A 20,015-nucleotide genomic window follows, 5' to 3' on the forward strand; every position below is an offset into this window, starting at 1 on the left:
GACCCACGTCGAGTGATGAGCTCATCTTCGGACAACTCGTCCGTGCCGGGCTTGATGTTGCCCGCCTGAATTTTTCACATGGCACCCATGCCCAGAAAGCCGAACTGATCCGGATGGTCCGCCGCGTCTCTCAGCAGGAGAAGAAGGCCATCTGCATCCTGGCTGACCTGCAGGGGCCGAAGATCCGTACCGGCAAGCTGAAGGGCGGCAAGCCCGTTCTGCTGGAGCAGGGAAAGCTGCTCACGATCTCCCCGAAGATCAAGGAAGGCACGGCAGCGGCCGTTGGAACTACCTTCACTACGCTGGCAGAGAACCTCGAGCCCGGCGCCCGCATCCTGCTGAGCGACGGCCTGATCGAGCTGATCGTCCGCGAGGTCAATGGCGAGGACGTAGTCTGCGACATCCTCAATGGCGGCATGCTCGGCGAGAACAAGGGCATTAACCTCCCCGGCATTCCGGTGAAGGTTCCCTCGCTGACCGAGAAGGATGAGGAAGACCTGGAATTTGCGATTGGCGAAGGCGTCGATACGGTCGCGGTCTCGTTTGTCCGCACGGCGGACGATGTGCGTCACGTAAAGACCCGGCTGGCTGCGTTGAAGAGCGATGCCTGGATCATTGCCAAGCTGGAAAAGCCACAGGCGATCGAGCACCTGGACTCGATCCTGGAAGTCGCCGACGGCATCATGGTGGCCCGCGGCGATCTGGGTGTTGAGGTCCCGCCGGAGAAGGTTCCCGCGATCCAGAAGCACATCATTACCAAGGCGAATGAGGCACGTAAGCCGGTCATTACGGCAACCCAGATGCTGGAGTCGATGATCGAGAATCCTCGCCCGACCCGCGCCGAAGCCAGCGACGTCGCCAATGCAATCTACGATGGCACCGACGCTGTGATGCTCTCCGGAGACCCCGATCTACGTTCTCTCGCCGGATCAGGCGGTCATCAACCGCTCAATGCTGCTGTGGGGCACGACGCCGGTACTCTGTGCCCGTTTCCATGACACCGACGTTCTGGTCAGCATGGCCGACGACATTCTGCGCGATGCCGGCTATGTGCAGGATCGTCAGATTCTCGGCATTGTCGCCGGTACCCGCACTAAGTCCGGAGGCACGAACTTCATGCGTCTGCATATGGTCGGTGACCAGGAGTCGACTCTTTCGCTTTCTAAAAAGAAGTCCAAGAAAGACAAGACGAAGGACAAGGCTAAAGGGAAGTCGAAGTCCAAGAAGAAGTAAGCCGAGTCATCCGGGGGATGACTCGCATGGACTTCGCAGGCAACAGGCTATCCATGTAGGATGGCAGAAGGAGATTATTACCGCGATGTCGCACGCACAGAACACTTTCATCGACCGCTACTGGCAGGTATTCCTTATCCTCTTCGGCGTTTTCTTTGCCTTCCTGTGCGGTACTTTCAAGTAGAGCTCATGATCGCGCCCGCGTCCGATACTCCGGATGCGGGCGTTTGTATTTAAGCCCATCTTTCCTCACATCGAACTTTCCATAAAATATCCGGATGGGCCGTATCCGTGTGCTGTCAGACCAGGTAGCGAACCAGATTGCTGCCGGTGAGGTGGTAGAGCGTCCAGCCTCCGTCGTTAAGGAACTGCTGGAGAACGCGCTCGATGCTCGCGCTACGCGGATCCGCATCGAGGTCGAAGCAGGCGGGCGCAAGCTCATCCGCATCTCCGATGACGGACATGGCATGGGGCGCGATGACTCTTTGCTCGCCTTCGAGCGGCATGCGACCTCCAAGCTGCGCAGCTCCGATGACCTGCTGCAGATTGCCACCCTTGGCTTCCGTGGTGAGGCGCTGCCTTCTATCGCCTCAGTCTCCCGGTTGACGATGGAGACCCGCGCTCCAGAAGACGAAGCCGGCACGCTAGTAGAGATCGCGGGCGGCAAGCTCCTGCGGGTGGAGGATCTCGGGCGGCCGGCAGGCACGACCCTGACGATCCGGGATCTGTTCTTCAATACTCCGGCACGCCGGAAGTTCCTGCGTAGCGAATCGACTGAGCTACAGCATGTCGCTGCCCTGGTGACGCACTACGCCCTGGCGAATCCGACAAAGCACTTTGAGCTGCATTCGGCAACGCATGCCCTGCTGGTGGCTCCTGCGGTGACCTCCGCAGCCGACCGCATGTTCCAGATCTTCGGCCGCGAGACCGTGGACCAGATGATTCCTGTCGCTGCCGAGACTGACTTTGCCCGCGTCGGTATTCCGGAGCCGCCGCCATGGAAGCGGGACGAGAACTATGAGCCGCCCGAGCCGGGAGTGATGCGCATAAGTGGCTTTGTTTCAAAGCCGGAACTGCAAAAGCTCAACCGTAACTCGATCTATGTTTTTGTGAATGGGCGGCTGATTCGCGACCGTCTGGTGCTGCATGCCCTGTCGGAGGCCTATCGCAATGTCATCCCACCGACCAGCTTCCCGGTGGTGCTGCTGTTTCTCGATGTTCCGCCGGCCGAGGTGGACGTGAATGTTCATCCGGCGAAGACGGAGGTCCGTTTCCGGCAGCAGTCGATCGTGCATGACTTCCTGCGCGACTCGGTCCGTACCGCGTTGATGGCGGCACGGCCGGTGATGAGTTTTGCGATGGCGCTCACGGACTCGCCCCTGGCGGCCGAGGCACTGCGCATCGACGTCAGTCCCATGCCGGGTGCGCCTGATCTTCCTCCAGCGTCCGAAGGAGATCCGCAGGCGAGTGATGCGGCGGCGTTTTCGCTGCAGGCAGATCCGTTTCTCGCGACCGAGCAACGCATTGTCTTCCCTCAGACGGAGGCTCCGGTTGATGAGCCGCCATTTCTGCGGGAACCGGAACAGCGGGTCTCGGGGCGGCACTCCTGCTCTTCAGCGACGCCGGAGGAAGGCGAAGAACGCCCCGAGACACTACATTCGCTGGCGACATTGCGGGCTGTAGGGCAGTTACGCAATTCCTTCATCCTGGCGGTGAATGAAGACGGTCTTTGGATCATCGATCAGCACGTCGCTCATGAGCGTGTTCTGTTTGAGAAGATCCTGCGTGAGCGCCGTACCGAGTCGGTGCAGCGGCAAAGGCTGCTGATGCCGCTGCTGGTCGATCTGCAGCCGGCGCAGATGCTTGCTTTCGCGGATCTGGCCGATGAGCTGGACCGCAACGGCTTTGAAGCCGAGCCCTTTGGTCCGCGAACTCTGGCTGTCAAAGCGGCTCCGGTTGGCCTCGAGGGCAAAGAGTTGGAGCATCTGCTGGACGAGGTGCTGGCGGATGATCGCACAGGGCAGGTTGAGAATGCCGAAGCACGCCGCACCAGGATTGCCGCGTCGATTGCGTGCCATGCGGCGATCAAGATCAATATGCCGCTCGATCCGGCAAAGATTGAGTGGCTGCTGGCAGAGCTCGCGAAGACGCAACATCCGACAAGCTGCCCGCATGGACGGCCGATCGCGTTGCGTTATTCGCTGAAGGAGATTCAGCGGGCCTTCAACCGTATCTGAGCTCCGTTGTCATTGCTGATTGCATGATTCAGTGCGGGCTAGAGCATTTTCCCTGTAGGTGTAGCGCGGGCTTCCGCATCTATGGGCGTTTTCGGCAATGAAAACGCCACAGCACGTTCCTTGCGGGGTACCCCGCAACAGGGAAAACGCTCTAAAGTTCATCCTGACGGCTCCAGACGCGGCACTGGACAGCAATTGCCGATAGACTTAAAAGGTTATGACTCGTGAGCAATTGGATCTTGCGCGGCGTCGCGCCTTTGGGCTGGACAGCAATGCGCTTTTAATTTTGGAAGACGCCCGTGCGTGGGTTGACCGCATGGGACTCGTTCTGTGGACGCCGAAGACGCAGCTTGCTGCACCCGCCCCCGTCTTCGTTTCGGCGGTAAGTGGAGTTGCGGAACCTGGAGTGGCCGAGGCAGAGGCTGCAAAACAGATGCTGGGCCGTCTGGTTCGTGAGGGAGCAGCGGTGCCGTTACTCCTCCTTGGAGGCGCCGCCCCCGGGGATATCCCGGATTTTGTCGTGAGCGCAGCCGCGCTGCCGTATCTCTACACGCTGCGTGGCGACAAGAACTGGAAGGCAGCTCCGGCGGCATCGTCGCTTTCGCCACTCGCACTGAAGGTTTGGAGCGTGTTGAAGTCCAAGGGGCCGCAGACTGTCTCCAACCTGCTTCCGGAGCTTGGCCGCGAGCTGACGCACGCCGCCGTGCTGCGTGCGCTTAGCGACTTGTGGGCCATGCTGCGCGTGATCCCGGTGTACCAGGATGGGGACCAAGAGACCGAGTGGGAGCTGCTTACAGCGCGGTTTACCAAGCAGATCAAAGCCGGTGGCAATGCTGGTGTGCCGACGGCCCTCTCGGCAATGATCTCGCTGTATCTGAGCGCGGCGCTGGTTGCGGAGCTCGATGAGATTGAGGTGTTTCTCTCGCCTCTGGTAGCGCGTTCAAAGGTGCGTGATGCGGTGAGCGGCTTGAATGCCGCCCGTCAGCTTGATGAAGTGGTGCTCGAAGGCAAGACGCTGCTGAACATTCGCGGCGAGCTGCCGGAGATGCCGGAGATTGTTCCTGTCGAAGTGACCTCCGAAGAAGGCGAAGAAGGTGTCGATGTGGGTGATGTCGGCGAGTCTGAGCCTGATCGTGAGGGCCTGCTCGAACGCGCTCGTCAGCGTACCGAAAAGACCTTTGCCGCAGACCGCCGTCCCACGGAGCGCAGGCCGTCCGGAGAAGGTGAGCGCCCTGCCCGCAGAAGCTTCCGCACCGACCAAGGCACTGCCGGTGGTGAGCGTAAACCGTTCCGCCCCCGCGAAGCCGGTGAAGGCAGTGAGCGGCCAGCCCGCCGCAGCTTTGGTGGAGGTCGCGACCGCAAGCCTTTCCAGCGCAAGCCATTCGATGGTGAGCGTAAGCCTTTCCGCCCGCGCGAGGCGGGTGAAGGCGGTGAGCGTCCAGCCCGTCGCAGCTTTGGCGGCGATGGTGAGCGTAAGCCTTTCCGTCCACGTGAGGAAGGCGCAGGCGGTGAGCGTCCAGCSCGTCGYAGCTTYGGCGGYGACCGCGATCGCAARCCWTTCCAGCGCAARCCGTTYGAYGGTGARCGTAAGCCTTTCCGTCCGCGTGAAGCGGGCGAAGGCGGCGAACGTCCAGCCCGCCGCAGTTTCGGTGGAGACGGCGAGCGCAAGCCGTATTCGCGTAAGCCGTTCGATGGTGAGCGTAAGCCTTTCCGTCCGCGTGAAGCGGGCGAAGGCGGTGAACGTCCAGCCCGCCGCAGTTCCGGTGGCGACGGTGAGCGCAAGCCGTATTCGCGTAAGCCGTTYGATGGTGAGCGTAAGCCTTTCCGTCCGCGTGAAGCGGGYGCAGGCGGTGAGCGTCCAGCCCGTCGYAGCTTTGGCGGCGAYGGTGAGCGCAAGCCTTTCCGTCCCGTGAGGAAGGAGCGGGTAGCGAACGTCCGGCACGSCGCAGCTTTGGCGGTGATRGTGACCGCAAGCCGTTCCAGCGCAARCCRTTTGAYGGTGAGCGSAAGCCKTTCCGCAAGCGYGARGAAGGAGCGGGAGAAGATCGTCCGCGCCGTACCTTCAAGGCTGACGGCGGTAAGCCTTCCTTCGGTGCCAAGAAGTTCGGAGGAGCTCCAAAGAAGTTTGGCGGAGCGCCCAAGAAGTTCGGGTCGAAGCCAGGTGGAAAGTCCGGAGTTCCAAAGAAGTTCGGCAAGCCCGGAGCCGCGAAGCCGTTCCGTAAAAAGAGTGATGAGTAATGGTGGATCGCAAGCCCGTCGTAGCCATTGACGGACCATCCGGCGCCGGTAAAAGCACTATCGCCACGTTTCTCGCAAAGCGCTTCGGCCTGTTGAACCTGGAAAGCGGTGCAATGTACCGCGCTGTCGCGTTGAAGGCTCTTCGTCTGGGGCTCCCCCTGGACGATGAGCCGGCGCTCTCTTCTATGGCAGAGACCATGGTCATCGAGCTGCAGCCGACCGAGAATGGGAACCAGGTGCTTCTGGATGGAGAAGATGTCACCGCTCAGTTGCGAGAGAAGGATGTAACCCAGGCCGCCTCAAGGGTTAGTGTTCATCCCAAAGTCCGTGCCCTGATGGTTGCCGCGCAACAGCGGATGGGAGCGCAGGGTGGGGTGGTCATGGAAGGCCGCGACATCGGCACGGTCGTCTTTCCGAAGGCCGAGGTGAAGATCTTTCTTGATGCCTCGGCGGACGCACGCGGACACCGCCGTTTCGTGCAGACCGGTCCCAGCGAAGGCCAACCGACCGAAGATGCGGTCAAGAATGAGCTGCGGGAGCGCGATGAGCGCGACCGTAATCGCGCCGAATCACCGCTGAAGCCTGCCGAAGATGCTGTGCTGGTGGACTCCACCACGCTGACGCTGGATGAGCTTAAGGCTCGGGCGGAGGCGATTGTGCTGGAGAAGTGGCGGCGATAGAGGTCGTTTCGGCGATAGCGACCGTTTCAAGAATCTGCCGATCAGATGGAGGAAGCACGCGATTGGATCGCGTCAACATCCAGATGAGCACCACTAGACCAAGAAGGCCGTACAGCACGAACGCGGCGTCTATGACACTCTGCTGACTCAGCAACGAGAGCGGGGCGTTGACGCTGGCGTGAGCCACGGCGAGCACGAAGATATTCCCATTCACGCGCTGCCACAGCGCGGTGAAAAGAAACGACAAGCCGAATACGCCGAACAGAAACGTAGACGCTGTTCGCAGGCCGCTGAGAAGAATGAAAGCGTGCCAGCATCCCCATATCGCCGCGACAATCATGGTTGCGACAACGGTCCGATGACGAGTCATCAGTTGCGGGAGCAGCCACCCGCGCCATCCCAATTCCTCGCCGCATCCGGCGAACACGAACTGAAGCAGTGCATGCGCCGCAAACAAGGGCCACGCCTGAGCAGTATGGGTGAGGTCTCGCGGTTTTACTCCAACCACGAGGGCGGCCGCTGCCGTGCAAACTACGCCTGTGGCCAGCAGTAGCGGCACCCAGAGCCATTGCCCGCGCGGATCGAGCTTCCGCAGTAACCCGCCGATGCCCTCTCTTCCGGTCACCAGCATTGCAGCTATCGCCGGCGCGTAGACGACGCCGATTCTCGGAAGGTATTGCGATGCCAGACCCGATGACGACGGCCAAAGCCACAGCAGGCCGTACCCGACCGTATACGCGATCAGGAACGTCAGCAGAACAAATTTCAGGGTGGGGCTTACGTTCCGAAGCATTTTCCCTGTGGGGGTGGTGTAGGGCTACGCATGTATGACGTTTTCCGCAATGAAAACGCGGCTGCACCCTTCTTCCGGCATATCCATTAACAGGGAAAATGCTTAGCCGTTCGATTGGAGTCCAACGACAAAGCCTGCTTACATGGCGGGCGGGTGGTGGATGTCGATCTCCTCGGGATCAGAGGATTCTTTCGGATTGACGAGGTCGCGCAGTTCCTTGGCCGGCTTGAAGTACGGCACCCGCTTTGCCGGGACGTCGACCTTGGCTCCGGTCTTCGGATTACGGCCGATGCGTGGCTTTCTCTGGCGCGTGCGGAACGATCCGAAGCCGCGAATCTCGATCTTGTCGCCGGTTTTGAGGGCGCCGATCACGGAGTCAAAGAGGGTATCGACGATGATTTCGCCGTCGCGGCGGGTCAGATCTCCGAGAGCGGTGACTTTTTCAACGAGGTCGGCCTTGGTCATCGGCATCCTTTCGGGGCTTGCGTGTACGGGGGATCCGAAAATCACGCGTAAATGCGAGACAGCTTTAGCTTTACACGTTTTGACGAACGACGGCAGAAGGTGGTTTCAAAGATTTTTGCCGAGTTACTTCCACATGAAATAGAAACCCGGGGCCTCATTCAGCAGTTTGCTCGGGTTTGGGAAGATATCGTCCGGATCGGAGTTCACCAGTGCCGAGAGCAGGCCCGTCTTCTCCTTTCTGGGGCGAACGATGCCAGGCTCGCCCGAGATTCCAACTTCTTTCGCGGTTTCCATCAAAGCGTCGCGGTAGCCACCCTGGCGGTCGATAAGGCCGAGGGGAAGGGCTTGCTCGCCGGTCCAGACCTGTCCTGTCGCCAGGGGCTTGATCTTGTCGTCGGCAACATGGCGCCCTGTAGCGACATCGTGAATGAACTGGACGTGCATGTTGTCGACCAGCGTCTGGAAGTAGGCCTGTTCCTGGGGTGTGAGGTCGCGGGTGGGATTTCCGGCATCTTTCAGCTCGCCGGCCTTGAGAATGACATTCTTCAGCTTGGCCCAGCGCATCAGGTCGCCGTAGTTCATCCACTCCATGATGACGCCGATGGAGCCGACGACCGAGGCCTGATTGGCGTAGATGCGGTCGCAAYCGGAGGCAATGTAATAGGCGCCCGATGCACCGACTGACTCAATGCTGGCAATGATCTTTTTGTGCTTCGCCTGTTTGACCCGCAACACCTCGTGATAGATCTCCTGCGAGGCGGCAGCTCCGCCGCCGGGTGAGTTGATGCGCAGGATGATGGCTTTGACGTCGTCATTATCAGYCATCTTGCGGAGCTGYTCATTGAACTTGTCTGACGAAAGGATGACGCCGTCTACTTCAATGACGCCGATCTTGCCGCCGGAACCGAAGCCGCCTGCCGTGGACTCCGTGTCAACGCCGCCGGCTTTGATGACGGCATAGACAAACAGCGAGAAGAGGCAGACCAGGACGACCGCGGCGCCGCCGATGATGCCGATCCAGAACCACGGAGAGCGCGGCCGCCGCGGTGGACGGGCGGCATAGTAGCCGTAGGGCTGCTGCGGTGGCGGAGGAGGAGCGTAGGTATAGGCCTGCCGTGCAGCCGGGGCAGGTTGAGACTGCGGCGGAGGTGGATCCTGTGGCGGCGGGCTCTGGAACTCGTCCTGCATAGATGTCGTTGAGTGTACACCGCAAAACTGCGTCTGAGCGCATATCACTCACGTCTAAAGGAAGAGTATGATAAGCGGCGATAAACCCTTATCATTGCGAAGGCCGGCTATGCAGCACCCGAAGATCAGTATCGTCATCCCTGCGTTCAACGAACAGGCGCGTATTGAAAGAACCCTGGACCGCGTTCTGACGTGTGTGAGCGACCGTGGATGGGATGCTGAGGTACTGGTCGTCGACGACGGCTCAGCCGATCAGACGCCCGCCATCGTCAAGCGGTGGATGGAGCACCATCCGCGCCTGAAGCTCATCCACAATCGCGGCAACCGGGGGAAGGGCTACAGCGTCCGCAACGGACTTCTACAGGCTGCCGGCGAGATGGTGATGTTTACGGATGCCGATCTGTCGGCCCCGATGGAAGAGGCGGAACGGCTGTTTGCGGCCCTGGATGCCGGCGCCGATGTGGCCATCGGTTCGCGCTGGCTGGAACGCCAGCGGCAGACCATCTATCAGCCGCTCTACCGGCGTTTCTTCGGACGCTGCTTCAACGCTATGACGCGGCTGGTGATGGGGCTTCCGTACAAGGACACCCAGTGCGGCTTCAAGGCTTTTCGCCGCAGCGCGGCACAGGTTATCTTCCGCCTGCAGCGCATCGAACGTTGGGGATTCGACCCGGAGATTCTTTTCATCGCCCGCAAGCTCCGTTACGTCGTCCGTGAGGTTCCGGTGACCTGGGGCCACGACGAGCGGTCGCAGATGAGCTACCTGAAAGACGGCGCCAAGATGCTGGAAGAACTGGCCATCATCCGCTGGAACTCGCTGGTCGGACGGTACGACAAAGACATCGCCGCAATGAAAGACACCAGCAGCATGGTCACGCCGCAGGTTGAGCGCCCGGCGCCGGTGGAAGTAGCACGGCGGTAGAAATTCCCGGAAAACAGAGTAAAGCGACAATATTTGTCGCAGCGATGCCTTCGTTGCCCCATTCTTCGCGGAGCGAAGGGTGGGGTATCGAGCGAAGCGAGACCGCTTTGCTTGAGCGAGTTAGCACTGGATCACATTGGAGTCTGCCCCCAATAGACTGAAGAAACCGTCGCGCGAAGCGCGATACCCCATGCTAAGCCCCAGCGAACAAGTTCGCCGGGGACCCCACCCTTTGCTTCGCAAAGAATGGGGCAACGGTGAATGGGTTTTCCCGATTCGCTGTCCTACGAAGCGAATCGGCAGCAGTTGATCCAGCACGTTGTCGGCTGGGTAAGCAGACCGCCATTGCTAAATCGCCGAAAGAACTCTCCCAGAGCCTGTATAAACGCTGCATGGCGCGGGTCGCCGGACAGGGGAGCCATGGAGTACGACATCGCCTGGCCGGTCAGGGCATCCAGCGTCATCTTCTGCTCACCGGGAATGGCAGTCTGGCAAACCTCTCCTCCAGGAAAGAGCGTTTCCAGCTTGTCATGCACGCGATAGCCATCGCGGACGTAGGGATAGTCGGTTCCGTGCGTGGTTAGCAGAGACTCAAAGGCCTGTGAGAGAGGTGAGTCATCCTTGGCGCGCCCGATGCTGACGAGGGCCACCCAGCGCCCAGGTTTGAGGATGCGCCGAAACTCCGGAAGCGCCCGTGCGTGATCGAACCAATGAAAGGCTCTGCCTGCCGCTATCAGATCGACGGAGCGGTCAGGGAGCGTTGTTGCTTCCGCGGTGGCGTCGATCACGGTGAGGTTCGGATGGCCGCCGTACTGCATCGCGCAGGCAGCCCGCATCTCGGCGTTCGGCTCGATGGCGATGGTTGGATTGCCGTTGTTGAGGAAGAGCTCGGTCAGCATGCCGGTGCCGGCGCCGATATCGGCAATCGTGTCGCCAGATCTCAGGCCGGTCCAGTCGCGCAAAATATGCATGACCTCGGCTGCGGGATAGCTGAGCCGGTACTGTTGATAGGCGGCAGCACGACCTGTGAAGCGTTCTGTATGGCCCATGGCTGGTTCCAAGTAAGTACGGTCTGTTAGTTGCTCCGCCGGCTCATGGCCGAATGGATGCTAGCGCGACTTCCGCCAGCGATTCAGGGCGAAGAGGAAGTAGGCCGCCTGGATTCCCAGGACAAACGCATAGGCAAGGACAAGGTGACGATGCGCCATCTTAGATAGCCTCCTGCAGTTCCGCCAGACGTTCCCGGCGTGCACTGATGAGGCGGAAGCCGATCATGACGCAGCCCCAGAGAAACCAGCCGGCGAGATTCCAAAGGAAGGCTGGGTACATGGACTTATCCAGGCCCGCACCGTCGCCTCCGCCGAAGACAGGGGACGGATGCTGGGTGCGGAACCAGCGGATGGAGTAGTAGACGATCGGGACATCCACGGCCGCGAAGACCGAGAGAACGGATGCGAGGGTTGATGTCTGCCCCGGAGGCGAAAAACGACGCAGCAGCAGGTAGCTGACGTACAGCAGCCACAATAGAAGAAAGGTGGTCAGGCGTTCATCCCATGTCCACCAGATGCCCCAGGCGACGCGTCCCCACAGAGAGCCGGTGACCAGGCCGATGGTGCAGTAGACGGTCGTGATTTCGGCTCCGGCAAGAGCCAGCGCATCCCACGCCGCGGCCTTGATCTCATCCTTACGACGGAAGTAGAGATAGCCAAGCGCGCCGATCAAATTTACGTACGGGAAGCAGAGCGCGGAGATGGCCGAAGGGACGTGGTAGTAAAAGATGCGGTAGACCTCTCCCTGCTGGGCATCGACAGGGGCAACCATCGCCTTCTGAAAGCCAACGATCAGAATGAGAAGAGTCGCGAGAAAGAGTGCGATTCCGGATGCTTTTTTCAGGCCTTGCACGGTGTCATCAGTGTACCAACGTAAACCCGTGCCATTCAGGCGACGGCCCACATTGTGTGCGCTAAGCGAACAACCTGGGCTAAGGGATCAGACAGAGTGGGTGTATCGACGAATTTCAGTGAGCCAATGTTCTCGTTGCCCCATTCTTCGCGGCTTTCTCGGGAAGGGGTGGGGTTCCTGGCGAACTTGTTTCCGGTCCATTGGTTATTCCGAATGGGATTTCACGCCCTGAGCTTTACTCCGCCGAAAGGATGGTCTCAAACAGCAGCAGCGAGACGGTGGTGTAGACCGTGTCATAGATGAGAAGAATCCGCAGAGCCGATTGTGGTTCGGTCTCTCCCGTCAGGATTCCGGTAGCCGCCGAAATCATGGCGAGCAGTGCCGGCAGAGCGATGGGGAAGAGGATAAGCGGCAGAAGGAGCTCCCGGCTACGGGCACGCAGACCCAGCGCGGCAAAGAAAGTGCCGTTCACGACGATCGCCCAGGTGCCCAGAGGGAGCAGGGCAAGCAGCATGCTCGCTTGGCCTAAGATGTGCAAATTGAAAAAGATAAAGAATATCGGTGCAAGTATTACTTCCACAATCGTGACAAACAGAAAGTTCGCCAGAGCCTTGCCGAGGAAGAGTGCGGAGGGTGGTGAGGGTGACATCCGCTGGGCATCGAGGACGCCGTTCCGCATCTCGCGCGACCAGGACTGGTTCAAGGCTGTAGTGGAGGCAAAGAGCAGGCCGACCCAGAGCAGACCTCCGGCGATCTGCCGGGCGAGTGTCGGCTGCGAGGTGGGGTCAAAGGCCAGCGAAAAGACGACGACGATCAGCAGAGTGAAGAAGAGCATGCCCATCAGGGCATCGCGTGAGCGGAACTCGAGCAGGAGCTCCTTTTCGAGGTGCAGCCAGACGGTGCGGAGATAGTTCATGCCTGCTGCACCGGGGCTTTCGTGAGGTCGACGATCTCAGCTCCGGAGGCACGCAGGTAATCCGCTGGGGACAGCAGAAGCTGCATACCGCGCTGCCCGGCGGAGACGGAGATGCGGTCCCAGAGCTCAAGCGTCTCATCGGCGAAGGCACGGAAGGCCTTCTTTGCGCCCATCACGGTGACACCGCCACGGATGTAGCCGGTGAGGGGTTCGACGTCTTTGAGCGAGGCCAGCTCGGCCTTCTTCTCTCCGGCGGCGGCTGCGAGTTTTTTCAGATCGAGCTCCGCATCGCCGGGGACGACGGCAAAGACGTACTCGCCGGAGTGCAGGCGGGAGAGCAGTGTCTTGTAGACCTGCTCGATCGGCATCTCGATCTTCTTCGCGACGGAGATGGCCGTGAGGTCGTTGGGGTCGACCTCGTAGGTACGGATCTCATAGGAGATGCCCAACTGGTCGAGGATGCGGGCGGCGTTCGTCTTGGAGAGGTTTATTTTAGACACGTGCGAGCTCATTGCGTCCGTGTGGCCTCCATCGAGACAAACTCTCCGGCCTGGATACGCAGGACGTGATCAGCCAGCGGCATGGCCAACTCCGCCTGGTGGGTCGTGAGAACGATGGTGCGGGCGTGGCCGTTGGCCAGCGGCCAGGTGCGGAAGTCTTTCAACAGGTCAAGCATCTGGGCAACGGAATGGACATCCAGATTCGAGAAGGGCTCGTCGAGTAAGAGCATCTCGGGGTCTGCGGAGAGAACTCGCGCCAGCGAAACCCGCTGCCGCATCCCCTGTGAGTACTGGCTGACGGGCTTATTAAGGTGCGGATCGAGACCGACTGCTCGCAGCGCCATCTCGGGGGAGCCGGTACAGGCGCACTCTCCTGAACCCTTGCGCAGGCCGGAGTAATAGGTCAGGTTTTCCATGGCGGTCAGCTCGTCGTAGAGCATGGTGGCGTGGCTCATGTAGGCGACACGGCTCTGCTGCCTGTTGGCCGGTCCGTCAAGGACAGTTAGCCCGCCTCGGGTCGGTATGGAAAGCCCGGCGAGCATGCGCAGCAGGGTGGATTTGCCGGCTCCATTCTCGCCGAGAACAAGATAGACGGCGCCCGCCTCAAGCGTGACCGAAAGGTTCTTCAAGGCGGCGAAGCGGCCATAGAGTTTGGTGACGTTGGTGAGGACGGCAGCTTGCATGCGCTAGGGAGAGTATAGGTGTTTCGGAGAAGCGATGCCCGCCAGGTGCGATGATCCTGATAGGTACGATGATGCTGAGGGGATGCACGATGAAGACAGCGGCGGCAGGAATAGTGCTGGGGATAGTGTGTACGGTCGGAGCGTCAGCGCAGTCAGGCAGAAACGCCGGAAATGCCGAGGTAGCCGAAGCGCGGGCGATCTTCAAACAGCTGATCGAGATCAACACGACGGACTCCGTTGGCAGTGTGACTGCGGCGGCGGAGGCCATGCGGCAGCGATTGCTGGATGCAGGCTTTCCTGCCGCGGACCTGAAGCTGCTTGGACCCAACGACCGCAAGATGAATCTGGTGGCACGTTATCGCGGCAAGCCGGGATCGACGCTGAAGCCGATGCTGGTGATCTGCCACCTGGATGTGGTGGAGGCGAACCGCTCCGACTGGACGACCGATCCGTTTGTCTTTACGGAGAAGGACGGCTACTTCTACGGCCGCGGAACGTATGACGTCAAAGACGGAGACGCCGCAGCCATAGAGGCATTCCTGCGCATGAAGCGTGATGGCTTTGTGCCCAGCCGCGACATCATTCTGGCGTTGACCGCTGACGAAGAAGGGGGCGCCTCGAACGGTGTGGGCTGGTTAATGCAGCATCATCCGGAAGAAATGCAGGCCGAGTTCGTTATCAATCCCGATGGCGGCGGCATGACGACCGTGAACGGCAAACCATACTCGCTCAATGTTGAGGCGACCGAGAAGACCTATGCCGACTACGTCCTGACGGCAACCTCTCCCGGAGGCCACTCCTCGGAGCCGATGCCGGGAAATGCGATCTATCGTCTGGTGGCGGGCCTTGCGAAGGTGGAGAAGTATCAGTTCCCATTCGAGCTGAATGAGGTAACGCGGGCGCAGTTTGCTGCGCTGGCAAAGCTGGATGGCGGACGTCCTGGTGCCGACCGGATGGCCGTCCTGAAGACTCCTCCGGATCCGAGCGCGTTGAAGCGGTTGAACGAGAACCCTGAGATCTATCCTGCGCTGCACACCACCTGTGTGGCGACGATGATCCAGGGAGGACACGCGCCCAATGCTTTGCCGAATAAGGTGCAGGCCAATGTGAACTGCCGCATCCTTCCCGGGCATACGCAGGAGCAGGTGCGGGAGGAGCTGGTTCGTGTGATTGGAGACGCCGAGGTGAAGGTTGCGTATAAGAGCGACGGAGGCCGTGTGAGCGATACCGCTCCCAATCGCGCCAGTGCAGCGCCTCCTCCGCCACTACCGGCAGTCTTCGATCCGCTGAAACAGGTAGCCGGGCAGATGTGGCCGGGGCTGGTGATTGTGCCGTCGATGGAGTTCGGTGCGACTGACTCTATCTACACCATGGCTGCGGGAATGCCGAGTTACGGCATCTCCGGCATGGGAATGGATCGCGACGAGAACCGCGCACATGGGAAGGACGAGCGGATCAAGGCTTCGGATTTCGACGCTGGGTGTGAGTTCTTCTATCGCTATCTAAAAGCGGTCGCGAAGTAGCTCCGAAGAATATTTGGGCTGCGGTCAATCAACGACCGCAGCCCGATATGGTTAGTGAGGTAAGGCAGGGAGATTAGATCCCTGCTCCGCCGCCAACTTTGATGATTTCGCCGGTGATCCAGCGGGCATCTTCAGAGACAAGGAAGGAAGTCGGAAGGGCGATGTCCTCCGGCTGACCGGCACGTCCGAGCGGGGTGATGGAGATGAAGAACTCTTCCTGCGGGGAGCCGGTGACTCCGACCTTCTCGGTGCCCTCCGTGACAACATAGCCGGGGTTGATGGCGTTTACGCGAATCTTCTTCGGCGCGAGCTCCTTCGCGAGCACCTTGGTGATCGTGTCGACCGCTCCCTTGGTTCCGCTGTAGATGCTGGTTGTCGGTGGTGCGAAGGTGCTGGCGATCGAGCTGATGTTCACTACACTGCCGCCCTCGGCCGGGAAGTGCTTAACCGCCTCACGTGTGGCCTGCAGAAGGCCAAGAACGTTGGTGTTGTACTGGCGGGCATACTCTTCTGCGGTGACGTCTTCAAGGGGGACGAACGAATAAACACCGGCGTTGTTGATAAGAATATCGACTTTGCCATAGGCCTTTTTCGCTTCTTCGAAGAGCGTTACGGTCTGGTTATTGTCTGCAACCGAGCCGCCGATGGCGACGGCATTTCCGCCGGCAGCCTTGATCTCGGCGACTACCTTATCCGCACCTTCCTTCGACGAAGCGTAGTTAACAACGACGCTGGCGCCGTCCTTCGCGAGCTGTTTTGCAATGGCAGCGCCAATTCCTTTGCTTGCTCCGGTAACGACGGCAACCTTATTCGATAGTTTTCCCATAAACCCTCCGTGTCGAATGTTGTGAAAGTATTTCGACAGTCATCTAATTGATGTCATGCACCGGGCTAGGATTCATAAAAGTGCGGTTACTAAGACTCGTCTGAAGATTTGCTGATCGCGTAGGCAGGGAGTTGCGCGGCGCGGACTGAACTTTCTTCCAAAAAGAGCGCAGACTTTCCGTGCCGGCGCTCAAGGCGACTGCACAGCATATTCAAGCTTCGAAATATCGCACGTGATCGAGATCCGAAATAAGACCGGACTGCCTCGGATACCATCCCAATAATTTCTGAGTGACTGTACTGGAAGCGGGTATATCGAGACTCAGGAGGTGACCGAGGAAGCCGAAATGTTCAACCGCTTGGTCCGCAGATTTGCTGACTATGGGCAATCGCAAGCGCCGCCCGATAGCCTCAGCAATCTCACGTATCGGCACTGCTTGATCTGCCACCCCGTTGTATGTAGTTCCGGCTGTCCCACTCTCCAGCGCCAGCCGGAAGAGATGAGCAGCATCGAGCCGATGTACTGCAGGCCAGCGATTGTGTCCATCGACCACATATGCTGAAACGCCGCGTTGTCGAGCGGTGGCGATCATCTCCGGGATGAATCCGTTATCGCCTTCGCCATGAACGATTGGAGGAAGGCGAACTACAGAAGCTTGCACACCCAGCGCTGCTACGGTTTGTACTGCTTCTTCTGACGCGGTGCGGGGAATTCCGGCGGAGATGGATTGCGGATCTTCTTCGGTTGCGAGCTGGCCCGCGATGCGCGCCACTCCAGTGCCGGAGGCGGCTATCAGAGGGCGATTCGAGCCGGCGAGCCCGGATCCAAGAGCCTCGATTGCCCGGCGATCAATCTCGCAGCTAGTCGTCCAGTTTGTGAAGTCGTGGACGAAGGCTGTATGGATTACGCCATCGCACATCGATGCTCCAAGACGAAGCCTTTCCTGATCTTCCAGATCACCCATGTGTATCTCGGCGCCCGCAACGGCCAACGACTTTGCTCCCGCAGCAGAGCGCGTGAGTGCTAATACCCGATGTCCCGCATGGACTAATTCCTGAACGATTGCGGAACCGATAAACCCCGTTGCTCCTGTGACGAAAACGCGCACAAGTCCATCCTGTGCTCATTGTATGGGTCGCAAGACTGATTCTCTTACGATCACGTCGAGGCGCCAGCGATACACAGCTAGTCTCCGAAGTCTGACGGTCTCGTTTGGGTTTGGGTAGTTGCAAAAAACGCGAAGGTTGCCTGCCGAAAAAGGTTGCCTTTGCAGCATGAAAGTGGGAAGTGCAACAGGGAGACGATGGAACGCCGTCTGTGATTCGAGCCGCTTGAGGAGTCACCGATGAAGCCTTCTTCTTATTACCTGTATTACCTGGGTGCCGCATTAGCGATGGGAGTTTGCTGTTCTTCGCCGGCACAAAATGCCGCACAGTGGACACCCTATGGGCCGGGCGGAGGGGACGCACGGTCCTTTGCGCAGGATCCTTCGGACCATAACCATGTCTACCTTGGAACCGTGCTGGGAACGGTGTATGAGTCCCGTGACGGAGGCAGGAGCTGGGTTCGACTGACACAGATTGAAAATCGAGATGACCTCGCGCTGGACAACATGGTGGTGGACAGGAGTGACCCCAGGCATCTGGTAGTGGGCGCATGGGTGCTGGGTAACACCGATGGTGGCGTGTATGTTTCGCATGATGGCGGCCGTACCTTCGCGGCGAACGCAGCGATGAAGGGGCGTTCAGTGCGGGCGTTGAGCGCGGCTCCCTCGGAGGCGAAGGTGCTGGTCGCGGGCGCTCTGGATGGAGTGTATCGATCGGAGGATGGCGGCGACACGTGGAACCGTATCTCACCGGTAGAGAATAAAGAGATTCATGAGGTGGAGTCGATTGCAATTGATCCCACTGACCCGAAGACAATCTACGCGGGCACCTGGCATCTGCCGTGGAAGACCGCCAGGTGACTGCGATGTTGACCGATGAAACCTATCGTCAGCGGCTGTACGTAGGCGTCTTGAATGACAAGACCGCGGGTGGCGTATTCGTGAGCGAAGATGGCGGGGAACACTGGAGGCAGAAGAGCGAAGGTTTGATGGGCGCAGACGTCCTGTCGCTGTCGCAGACGTCGAATGGAACGGTGCTGGCCGGGACCGCGCATGGGCTTTACCGGATGGAGGGCGAGGTGTGGAAGCCGTCAGGGATGGTTTCTCCCCTACAGCCCGAACCGGTTGCGGACAAGCAGATCAAACGCGGTAAACRCATTGTCACGATCAAGGCCCGTCAGCCGCGGCCGAAGCCCGCGGTGGAGACGACGGCGCGTGTGGATTCGATGAGTGTGTCGGGCAGCTCTGTGTTTGCGACTTTGCCCGATGGGGTTGTCGTGTCGCAGGATGAGGGACGGCGCTGGAATCACATTCGAAGTGCAGCGGACGTGCCACTTCGTAGTGTTGCCGCGACCGGAACGCGGGTCCTGGCGGCGGGTGGGGACAAACTGCTGCTGTCCGTGGATGGAGGAGTGAGCTTCCGTACGATGACGCTCCCGTCAGGTCTGGCCGAAACCTGGGCCACAGCCGTGGATGACATGGGGCGCTTATGGATTGCCGGCAGAGGCGGGTTATTTTATTCGGAGGACGACGGCGCCACGTGGAAGATCCATAAGAACCTGTACCTGACGAGCGCGAGCGGCCTGTACTTCGATCGGGCCGGTGGCCGTGTGCTGGTAACACCAGGAGACCCGGAGACCAAGGTCTATGCAGTAAACACAAAGGCGATGACGGTGACGAGCTGGGATGCCGGATGGTCTGTAAAGCAAGTACGTCCTGTCGGCGAACGGCTTGCAGGAGCAACGACGTACGAAGGTGTGGTGCTGCAACCGAAAGCGCCAAACAGCGAAACTGCGGTGGCTGAAAGGCAATAGGGCTCCGGTCAACTTGGTTCGAGCTTAGACTCGACACATGGCGCTCAAACGGATGGACAACGTAGGAATCGTGGTCGATGACCTCGACGGGACGATTGATTTCTTTCAAGAGCTCGGGCTGGAGCTCGAAGGTCGGGCTGCGATCGAAGGCGAATGGGCAGGACGTGTCACTGGACTGGGCGACCAGAGCGTCGAAATCGCCATGATGCGCACGCCGGACGGCCACAGCCGTCTCGAACTCTCGCGGTTCCTCGCTCCGGCAGTAGTCGCGGATCACCGCAACGCCCCGGTGAACGCTCTGGGCTACCTCCGCGTCATGTTCGCCGTAGATGATATCGACGAGACGCTGGAAAGACTTCGCAATCGCGGCGCGCAGCTCGTAGGAGAAGTTGTCCGGTATCAGGACTCCTATCGGCTCTGCTACATCCGCGGGCCTGAAGGGATTCTGATCGGGCTCGCCCAGGAACTTCGTTAAGCACAATGCAAAGGCAATGATGTACGGCAACGAATGCCGGCCTCATTCATGTCGCAACGCACGGATAGGATCAATGCGCGATGCTCGCCGCGCGGGGCCAAGCGCGGCTAACAGCGCAATGATAGCCAGCAACGCCGCGGCGGTTATCAACGTCAGCGGGTCGGAGGGCTTCAATCCGTACAGCATTGCGCTAAGGAAGCGCCCCAGCCATAGCGCTCCACCTATGCCTATCGCGACACCTGCTAAAGCCATCCACGACACCTCGCGCAGCACCATCGAGAGGACCTGGTCTGTGCGGGCTCCGAGAGCCATGCGGATGCCGATCTCGCTCGTACGGCGGGCTACAGTGTAGCTCATGATGCCATAGATACCGATGCTGGCGAGGAGGAGGGCAAGCAGACCGAAGCCGGCGGTGAGTCGCGCGAAGATGCGTTCGTTGGAGAGGCTGGAGTCGATCTGTTGGGTCATGGTACGGACTTCGATCAGGGGCAGGTTTGGATCGAGTGAGGCAACGG

The 20,015-nt window shown here is 59.9% G+C and carries 21 protein-coding genes; 10 read left to right on the plus strand and 11 right to left on the minus strand.

Annotation, left to right across the window (positions count from 1 at the left end):
* The 5 genes from pyk to cmk form a co-directional block, all read left to right on the plus strand.
* Positions 1–998 (plus strand): pyruvate kinase (gene pyk / locus AB4043_RS01515; RefSeq protein ID WP_442306373.1); only part of this gene is annotated, 998 nt, incomplete at its 5' end.
* A complete protein-coding gene (locus tag AB4043_RS01520; protein WP_442306374.1) occupies positions 952–1,233 on the plus strand; it encodes a pyruvate kinase alpha/beta domain-containing protein in 282 nt (93 codons plus the stop codon). The genes pyk and AB4043_RS01520, both read left to right, overlap by 47 nt.
* Positions 1,234–1,511: 278 nt before the next feature.
* On the plus strand, positions 1,512–3,470 hold the full coding sequence (mutL, locus tag AB4043_RS01525; RefSeq protein WP_442299140.1) for a DNA mismatch repair endonuclease MutL: 1,959 nt from the start codon (positions 1,512–1,514) through the stop codon (positions 3,468–3,470).
* 217 nt (positions 3,471–3,687) lie between these two features.
* On the plus strand, positions 3,688–5,739 hold the full coding sequence (locus AB4043_RS01530; protein ID WP_442306375.1) for a hypothetical protein: 2,052 nt from the start codon (positions 3,688–3,690) through the stop codon (positions 5,737–5,739).
* Positions 5,708–6,388 (plus strand): (d)CMP kinase, encoded by a 681-nt coding sequence (gene cmk, locus AB4043_RS01535; protein ID WP_442299142.1) that lies wholly within the window; start codon positions 5,708–5,710, stop codon positions 6,386–6,388. The genes AB4043_RS01530 and cmk overlap by 32 nt, the downstream gene beginning before the upstream one ends.
* On the opposite strand, the gene AB4043_RS01540 is transcribed toward cmk, so the two are convergent.
* From AB4043_RS01540 to sppA, 3 genes are all read right to left on the minus strand, one after another.
* Positions 6,342–7,181 carry a CPBP family intramembrane glutamic endopeptidase gene (locus tag AB4043_RS01540; protein WP_442299143.1) on the minus strand — a complete coding sequence of 280 codons (840 nt, stop codon included), beginning with the start codon at positions 7,179–7,181 and terminating at the stop codon, positions 6,342–6,344. The two genes, cmk and AB4043_RS01540, sit on opposite strands and share 47 nt — an antisense overlap.
* A 138-nt stretch (positions 7,182–7,319) precedes the next feature.
* Positions 7,320–7,646, minus strand: a complete 327-nt coding sequence (locus tag AB4043_RS01545) for an HU family DNA-binding protein (RefSeq protein WP_442299144.1) — start codon at positions 7,644–7,646, stop codon at positions 7,320–7,322.
* A 123-nt stretch (positions 7,647–7,769) separates the two neighbouring features.
* Positions 7,770–8,834: a signal peptide peptidase SppA gene (gene sppA / locus AB4043_RS01550; RefSeq protein ID WP_442306376.1), complete on the minus strand. Its 1,065-nt coding sequence runs from the start codon at positions 8,832–8,834 to the stop codon at positions 7,770–7,772.
* Between the two features lie 109 nt (positions 8,835–8,943).
* On the opposite strand from sppA, the gene AB4043_RS01555 reads away from it, so the two are divergent.
* The gene (locus tag AB4043_RS01555) at positions 8,944–9,756 is read left to right on the plus strand and encodes a dolichyl-phosphate beta-glucosyltransferase (protein ID WP_442299146.1); all 813 of its coding nucleotides are present in this window, start codon (positions 8,944–8,946) and stop codon (positions 9,754–9,756) included.
* A 284-nt stretch (positions 9,757–10,040) separates the two neighbouring features.
* On the opposite strand, the gene AB4043_RS01560 is transcribed toward AB4043_RS01555, so the two are convergent.
* The 5 genes from AB4043_RS01560 to AB4043_RS01580 form a co-directional block, all read right to left on the minus strand.
* Positions 10,041–10,805 (minus strand): class I SAM-dependent methyltransferase, encoded by a 765-nt coding sequence (locus tag AB4043_RS01560; RefSeq protein WP_442299147.1) that lies wholly within the window; start codon positions 10,803–10,805, stop codon positions 10,041–10,043.
* A gap of 160 nt (positions 10,806–10,965) precedes the next feature.
* Positions 10,966–11,658 (minus strand): cytochrome c biogenesis protein CcsA, encoded by a 693-nt coding sequence (gene ccsA, locus AB4043_RS01565; RefSeq protein ID WP_442299148.1) that lies wholly within the window; start codon positions 11,656–11,658, stop codon positions 10,966–10,968.
* Positions 11,659–11,893: 235 nt separating this feature from the next.
* Positions 11,894–12,574 carry a heme exporter protein CcmB gene (locus tag AB4043_RS01570; protein WP_442299149.1) on the minus strand — a complete coding sequence of 227 codons (681 nt, stop codon included), beginning with the start codon at positions 12,572–12,574 and terminating at the stop codon, positions 11,894–11,896.
* Positions 12,571–13,074 carry a Cys-tRNA(Pro) deacylase gene (gene ybaK, locus AB4043_RS01575; protein ID WP_442299150.1) on the minus strand — a complete coding sequence of 168 codons (504 nt, stop codon included), beginning with the start codon at positions 13,072–13,074 and terminating at the stop codon, positions 12,571–12,573. The genes AB4043_RS01570 and ybaK overlap by 4 nt, the downstream gene beginning before the upstream one ends.
* A gap of 8 nt (positions 13,075–13,082) precedes the next feature.
* A complete protein-coding gene (locus tag AB4043_RS01580; RefSeq protein WP_442299151.1) occupies positions 13,083–13,757 on the minus strand; it encodes an ABC transporter ATP-binding protein in 675 nt (224 codons plus the stop codon).
* Positions 13,758–13,846: 89 nt separating this feature from the next.
* Between AB4043_RS01580 and AB4043_RS01585 the strand changes: the two genes are divergently transcribed.
* Positions 13,847–15,280 carry a M20/M25/M40 family metallo-hydrolase gene (locus AB4043_RS01585; protein ID WP_442299152.1) on the plus strand — a complete coding sequence of 478 codons (1,434 nt, stop codon included), beginning with the start codon at positions 13,847–13,849 and terminating at the stop codon, positions 15,278–15,280.
* A 73-nt stretch (positions 15,281–15,353) separates the two neighbouring features.
* Here the strand turns inward: AB4043_RS01585 and AB4043_RS01590 are convergent, their stop codons facing one another.
* Both AB4043_RS01590 and AB4043_RS01595 read right to left on the minus strand, forming a co-directional pair.
* Positions 15,354–16,106: an SDR family NAD(P)-dependent oxidoreductase gene (locus AB4043_RS01590; protein WP_442299153.1), complete on the minus strand. Its 753-nt coding sequence runs from the start codon at positions 16,104–16,106 to the stop codon at positions 15,354–15,356.
* Between the two features lie 211 nt (positions 16,107–16,317).
* Complete coding sequence (locus tag AB4043_RS01595) at positions 16,318–17,214, minus strand: SDR family oxidoreductase (protein ID WP_442299154.1); 897 nt, start codon at positions 17,212–17,214, stop codon at positions 16,318–16,320.
* A gap of 237 nt (positions 17,215–17,451) precedes the next feature.
* Here AB4043_RS01595 and AB4043_RS01600 point away from each other — a divergent pair, with 237 nt between their 5' ends.
* The 3 genes from AB4043_RS01600 to AB4043_RS01610 are packed head-to-tail and all read left to right on the plus strand — an operon-like array spanning position 17,452 to position 19,500.
* Positions 17,452–18,072 (plus strand): WD40/YVTN/BNR-like repeat-containing protein, encoded by a 621-nt coding sequence (locus tag AB4043_RS01600; RefSeq protein ID WP_442306377.1) that lies wholly within the window; start codon positions 17,452–17,454, stop codon positions 18,070–18,072.
* 5 nt (positions 18,073–18,077) lie between these two features.
* Complete coding sequence (locus AB4043_RS01605) at positions 18,078–19,025, plus strand: WD40/YVTN/BNR-like repeat-containing protein (RefSeq protein WP_442306378.1); 948 nt, start codon at positions 18,078–18,080, stop codon at positions 19,023–19,025.
* A gap of 37 nt (positions 19,026–19,062) precedes the next feature.
* Complete coding sequence (locus tag AB4043_RS01610) at positions 19,063–19,500, plus strand: VOC family protein (RefSeq protein WP_442299156.1); 438 nt, start codon at positions 19,063–19,065, stop codon at positions 19,498–19,500.
* A 42-nt stretch (positions 19,501–19,542) separates the two neighbouring features.
* Here AB4043_RS01610 and AB4043_RS01615 read toward each other — a convergent pair.
* Positions 19,543–20,015: FtsX-like permease family protein (locus tag AB4043_RS01615; RefSeq protein ID WP_442306379.1), on the minus strand; the 473-nt coding region annotated here is incomplete at its 5' end.

The sequence above is a fragment of the Terriglobus sp. YAF25 genome, assembly GCF_052113305.1.
Lineage (GTDB): Bacteria > Acidobacteriota > Terriglobia > Terriglobales > Acidobacteriaceae > Terriglobus.

What these genes read in the sequence shown, in the direction of transcription:
- AB4043_RS01560 (WP_442299147.1), bottom strand. Translation starts at nt 10,805, where the DNA reads ATGGGCCATACAGAACGCTTCACAGGTCGTGCTGCCGCCTATCAACAG.
- AB4043_RS01555 (WP_442299146.1), top strand. Translation starts at nt 8,944, where the DNA reads ATGCAGCACCCGAAGATCAGTATCGTCATCCCTGCGTTCAACGAACAG.
- AB4043_RS01590 (WP_442299153.1), bottom strand. Translation starts at nt 16,106, where the DNA reads ATGGGAAAACTATCGAATAAGGTTGCCGTCGTTACCGGAGCAAGCAAA.
- AB4043_RS01585 (WP_442299152.1), top strand. Translation starts at nt 13,847, where the DNA reads ATGAAGACAGCGGCGGCAGGAATAGTGCTGGGGATAGTGTGTACGGTC.
- AB4043_RS01610 (WP_442299156.1), top strand. Translation starts at nt 19,063, where the DNA reads ATGGCGCTCAAACGGATGGACAACGTAGGAATCGTGGTCGATGACCTC.
- AB4043_RS01520 (WP_442306374.1), top strand. Translation starts at nt 952, where the DNA reads ATGCTGCTGTGGGGCACGACGCCGGTACTCTGTGCCCGTTTCCATGAC.
- AB4043_RS01600 (WP_442306377.1), top strand. Translation starts at nt 17,452, where the DNA reads ATGAAGCCTTCTTCTTATTACCTGTATTACCTGGGTGCCGCATTAGCG.
- AB4043_RS01570 (WP_442299149.1), bottom strand. Translation starts at nt 12,574, where the DNA reads ATGAACTATCTCCGCACCGTCTGGCTGCACCTCGAAAAGGAGCTCCTG.
- mutL (WP_442299140.1), top strand. Translation starts at nt 1,512, where the DNA reads ATGGGCCGTATCCGTGTGCTGTCAGACCAGGTAGCGAACCAGATTGCT.
- AB4043_RS01540 (WP_442299143.1), bottom strand. Translation starts at nt 7,181, where the DNA reads ATGCTTCGGAACGTAAGCCCCACCCTGAAATTTGTTCTGCTGACGTTC.
- AB4043_RS01580 (WP_442299151.1), bottom strand. Translation starts at nt 13,757, where the DNA reads ATGCAAGCTGCCGTCCTCACCAACGTCACCAAACTCTATGGCCGCTTC.
- cmk (WP_442299142.1), top strand. Translation starts at nt 5,708, where the DNA reads ATGGTGGATCGCAAGCCCGTCGTAGCCATTGACGGACCATCCGGCGCC.
- AB4043_RS01545 (WP_442299144.1), bottom strand. Translation starts at nt 7,646, where the DNA reads ATGACCAAGGCCGACCTCGTTGAAAAAGTCACCGCTCTCGGAGATCTG.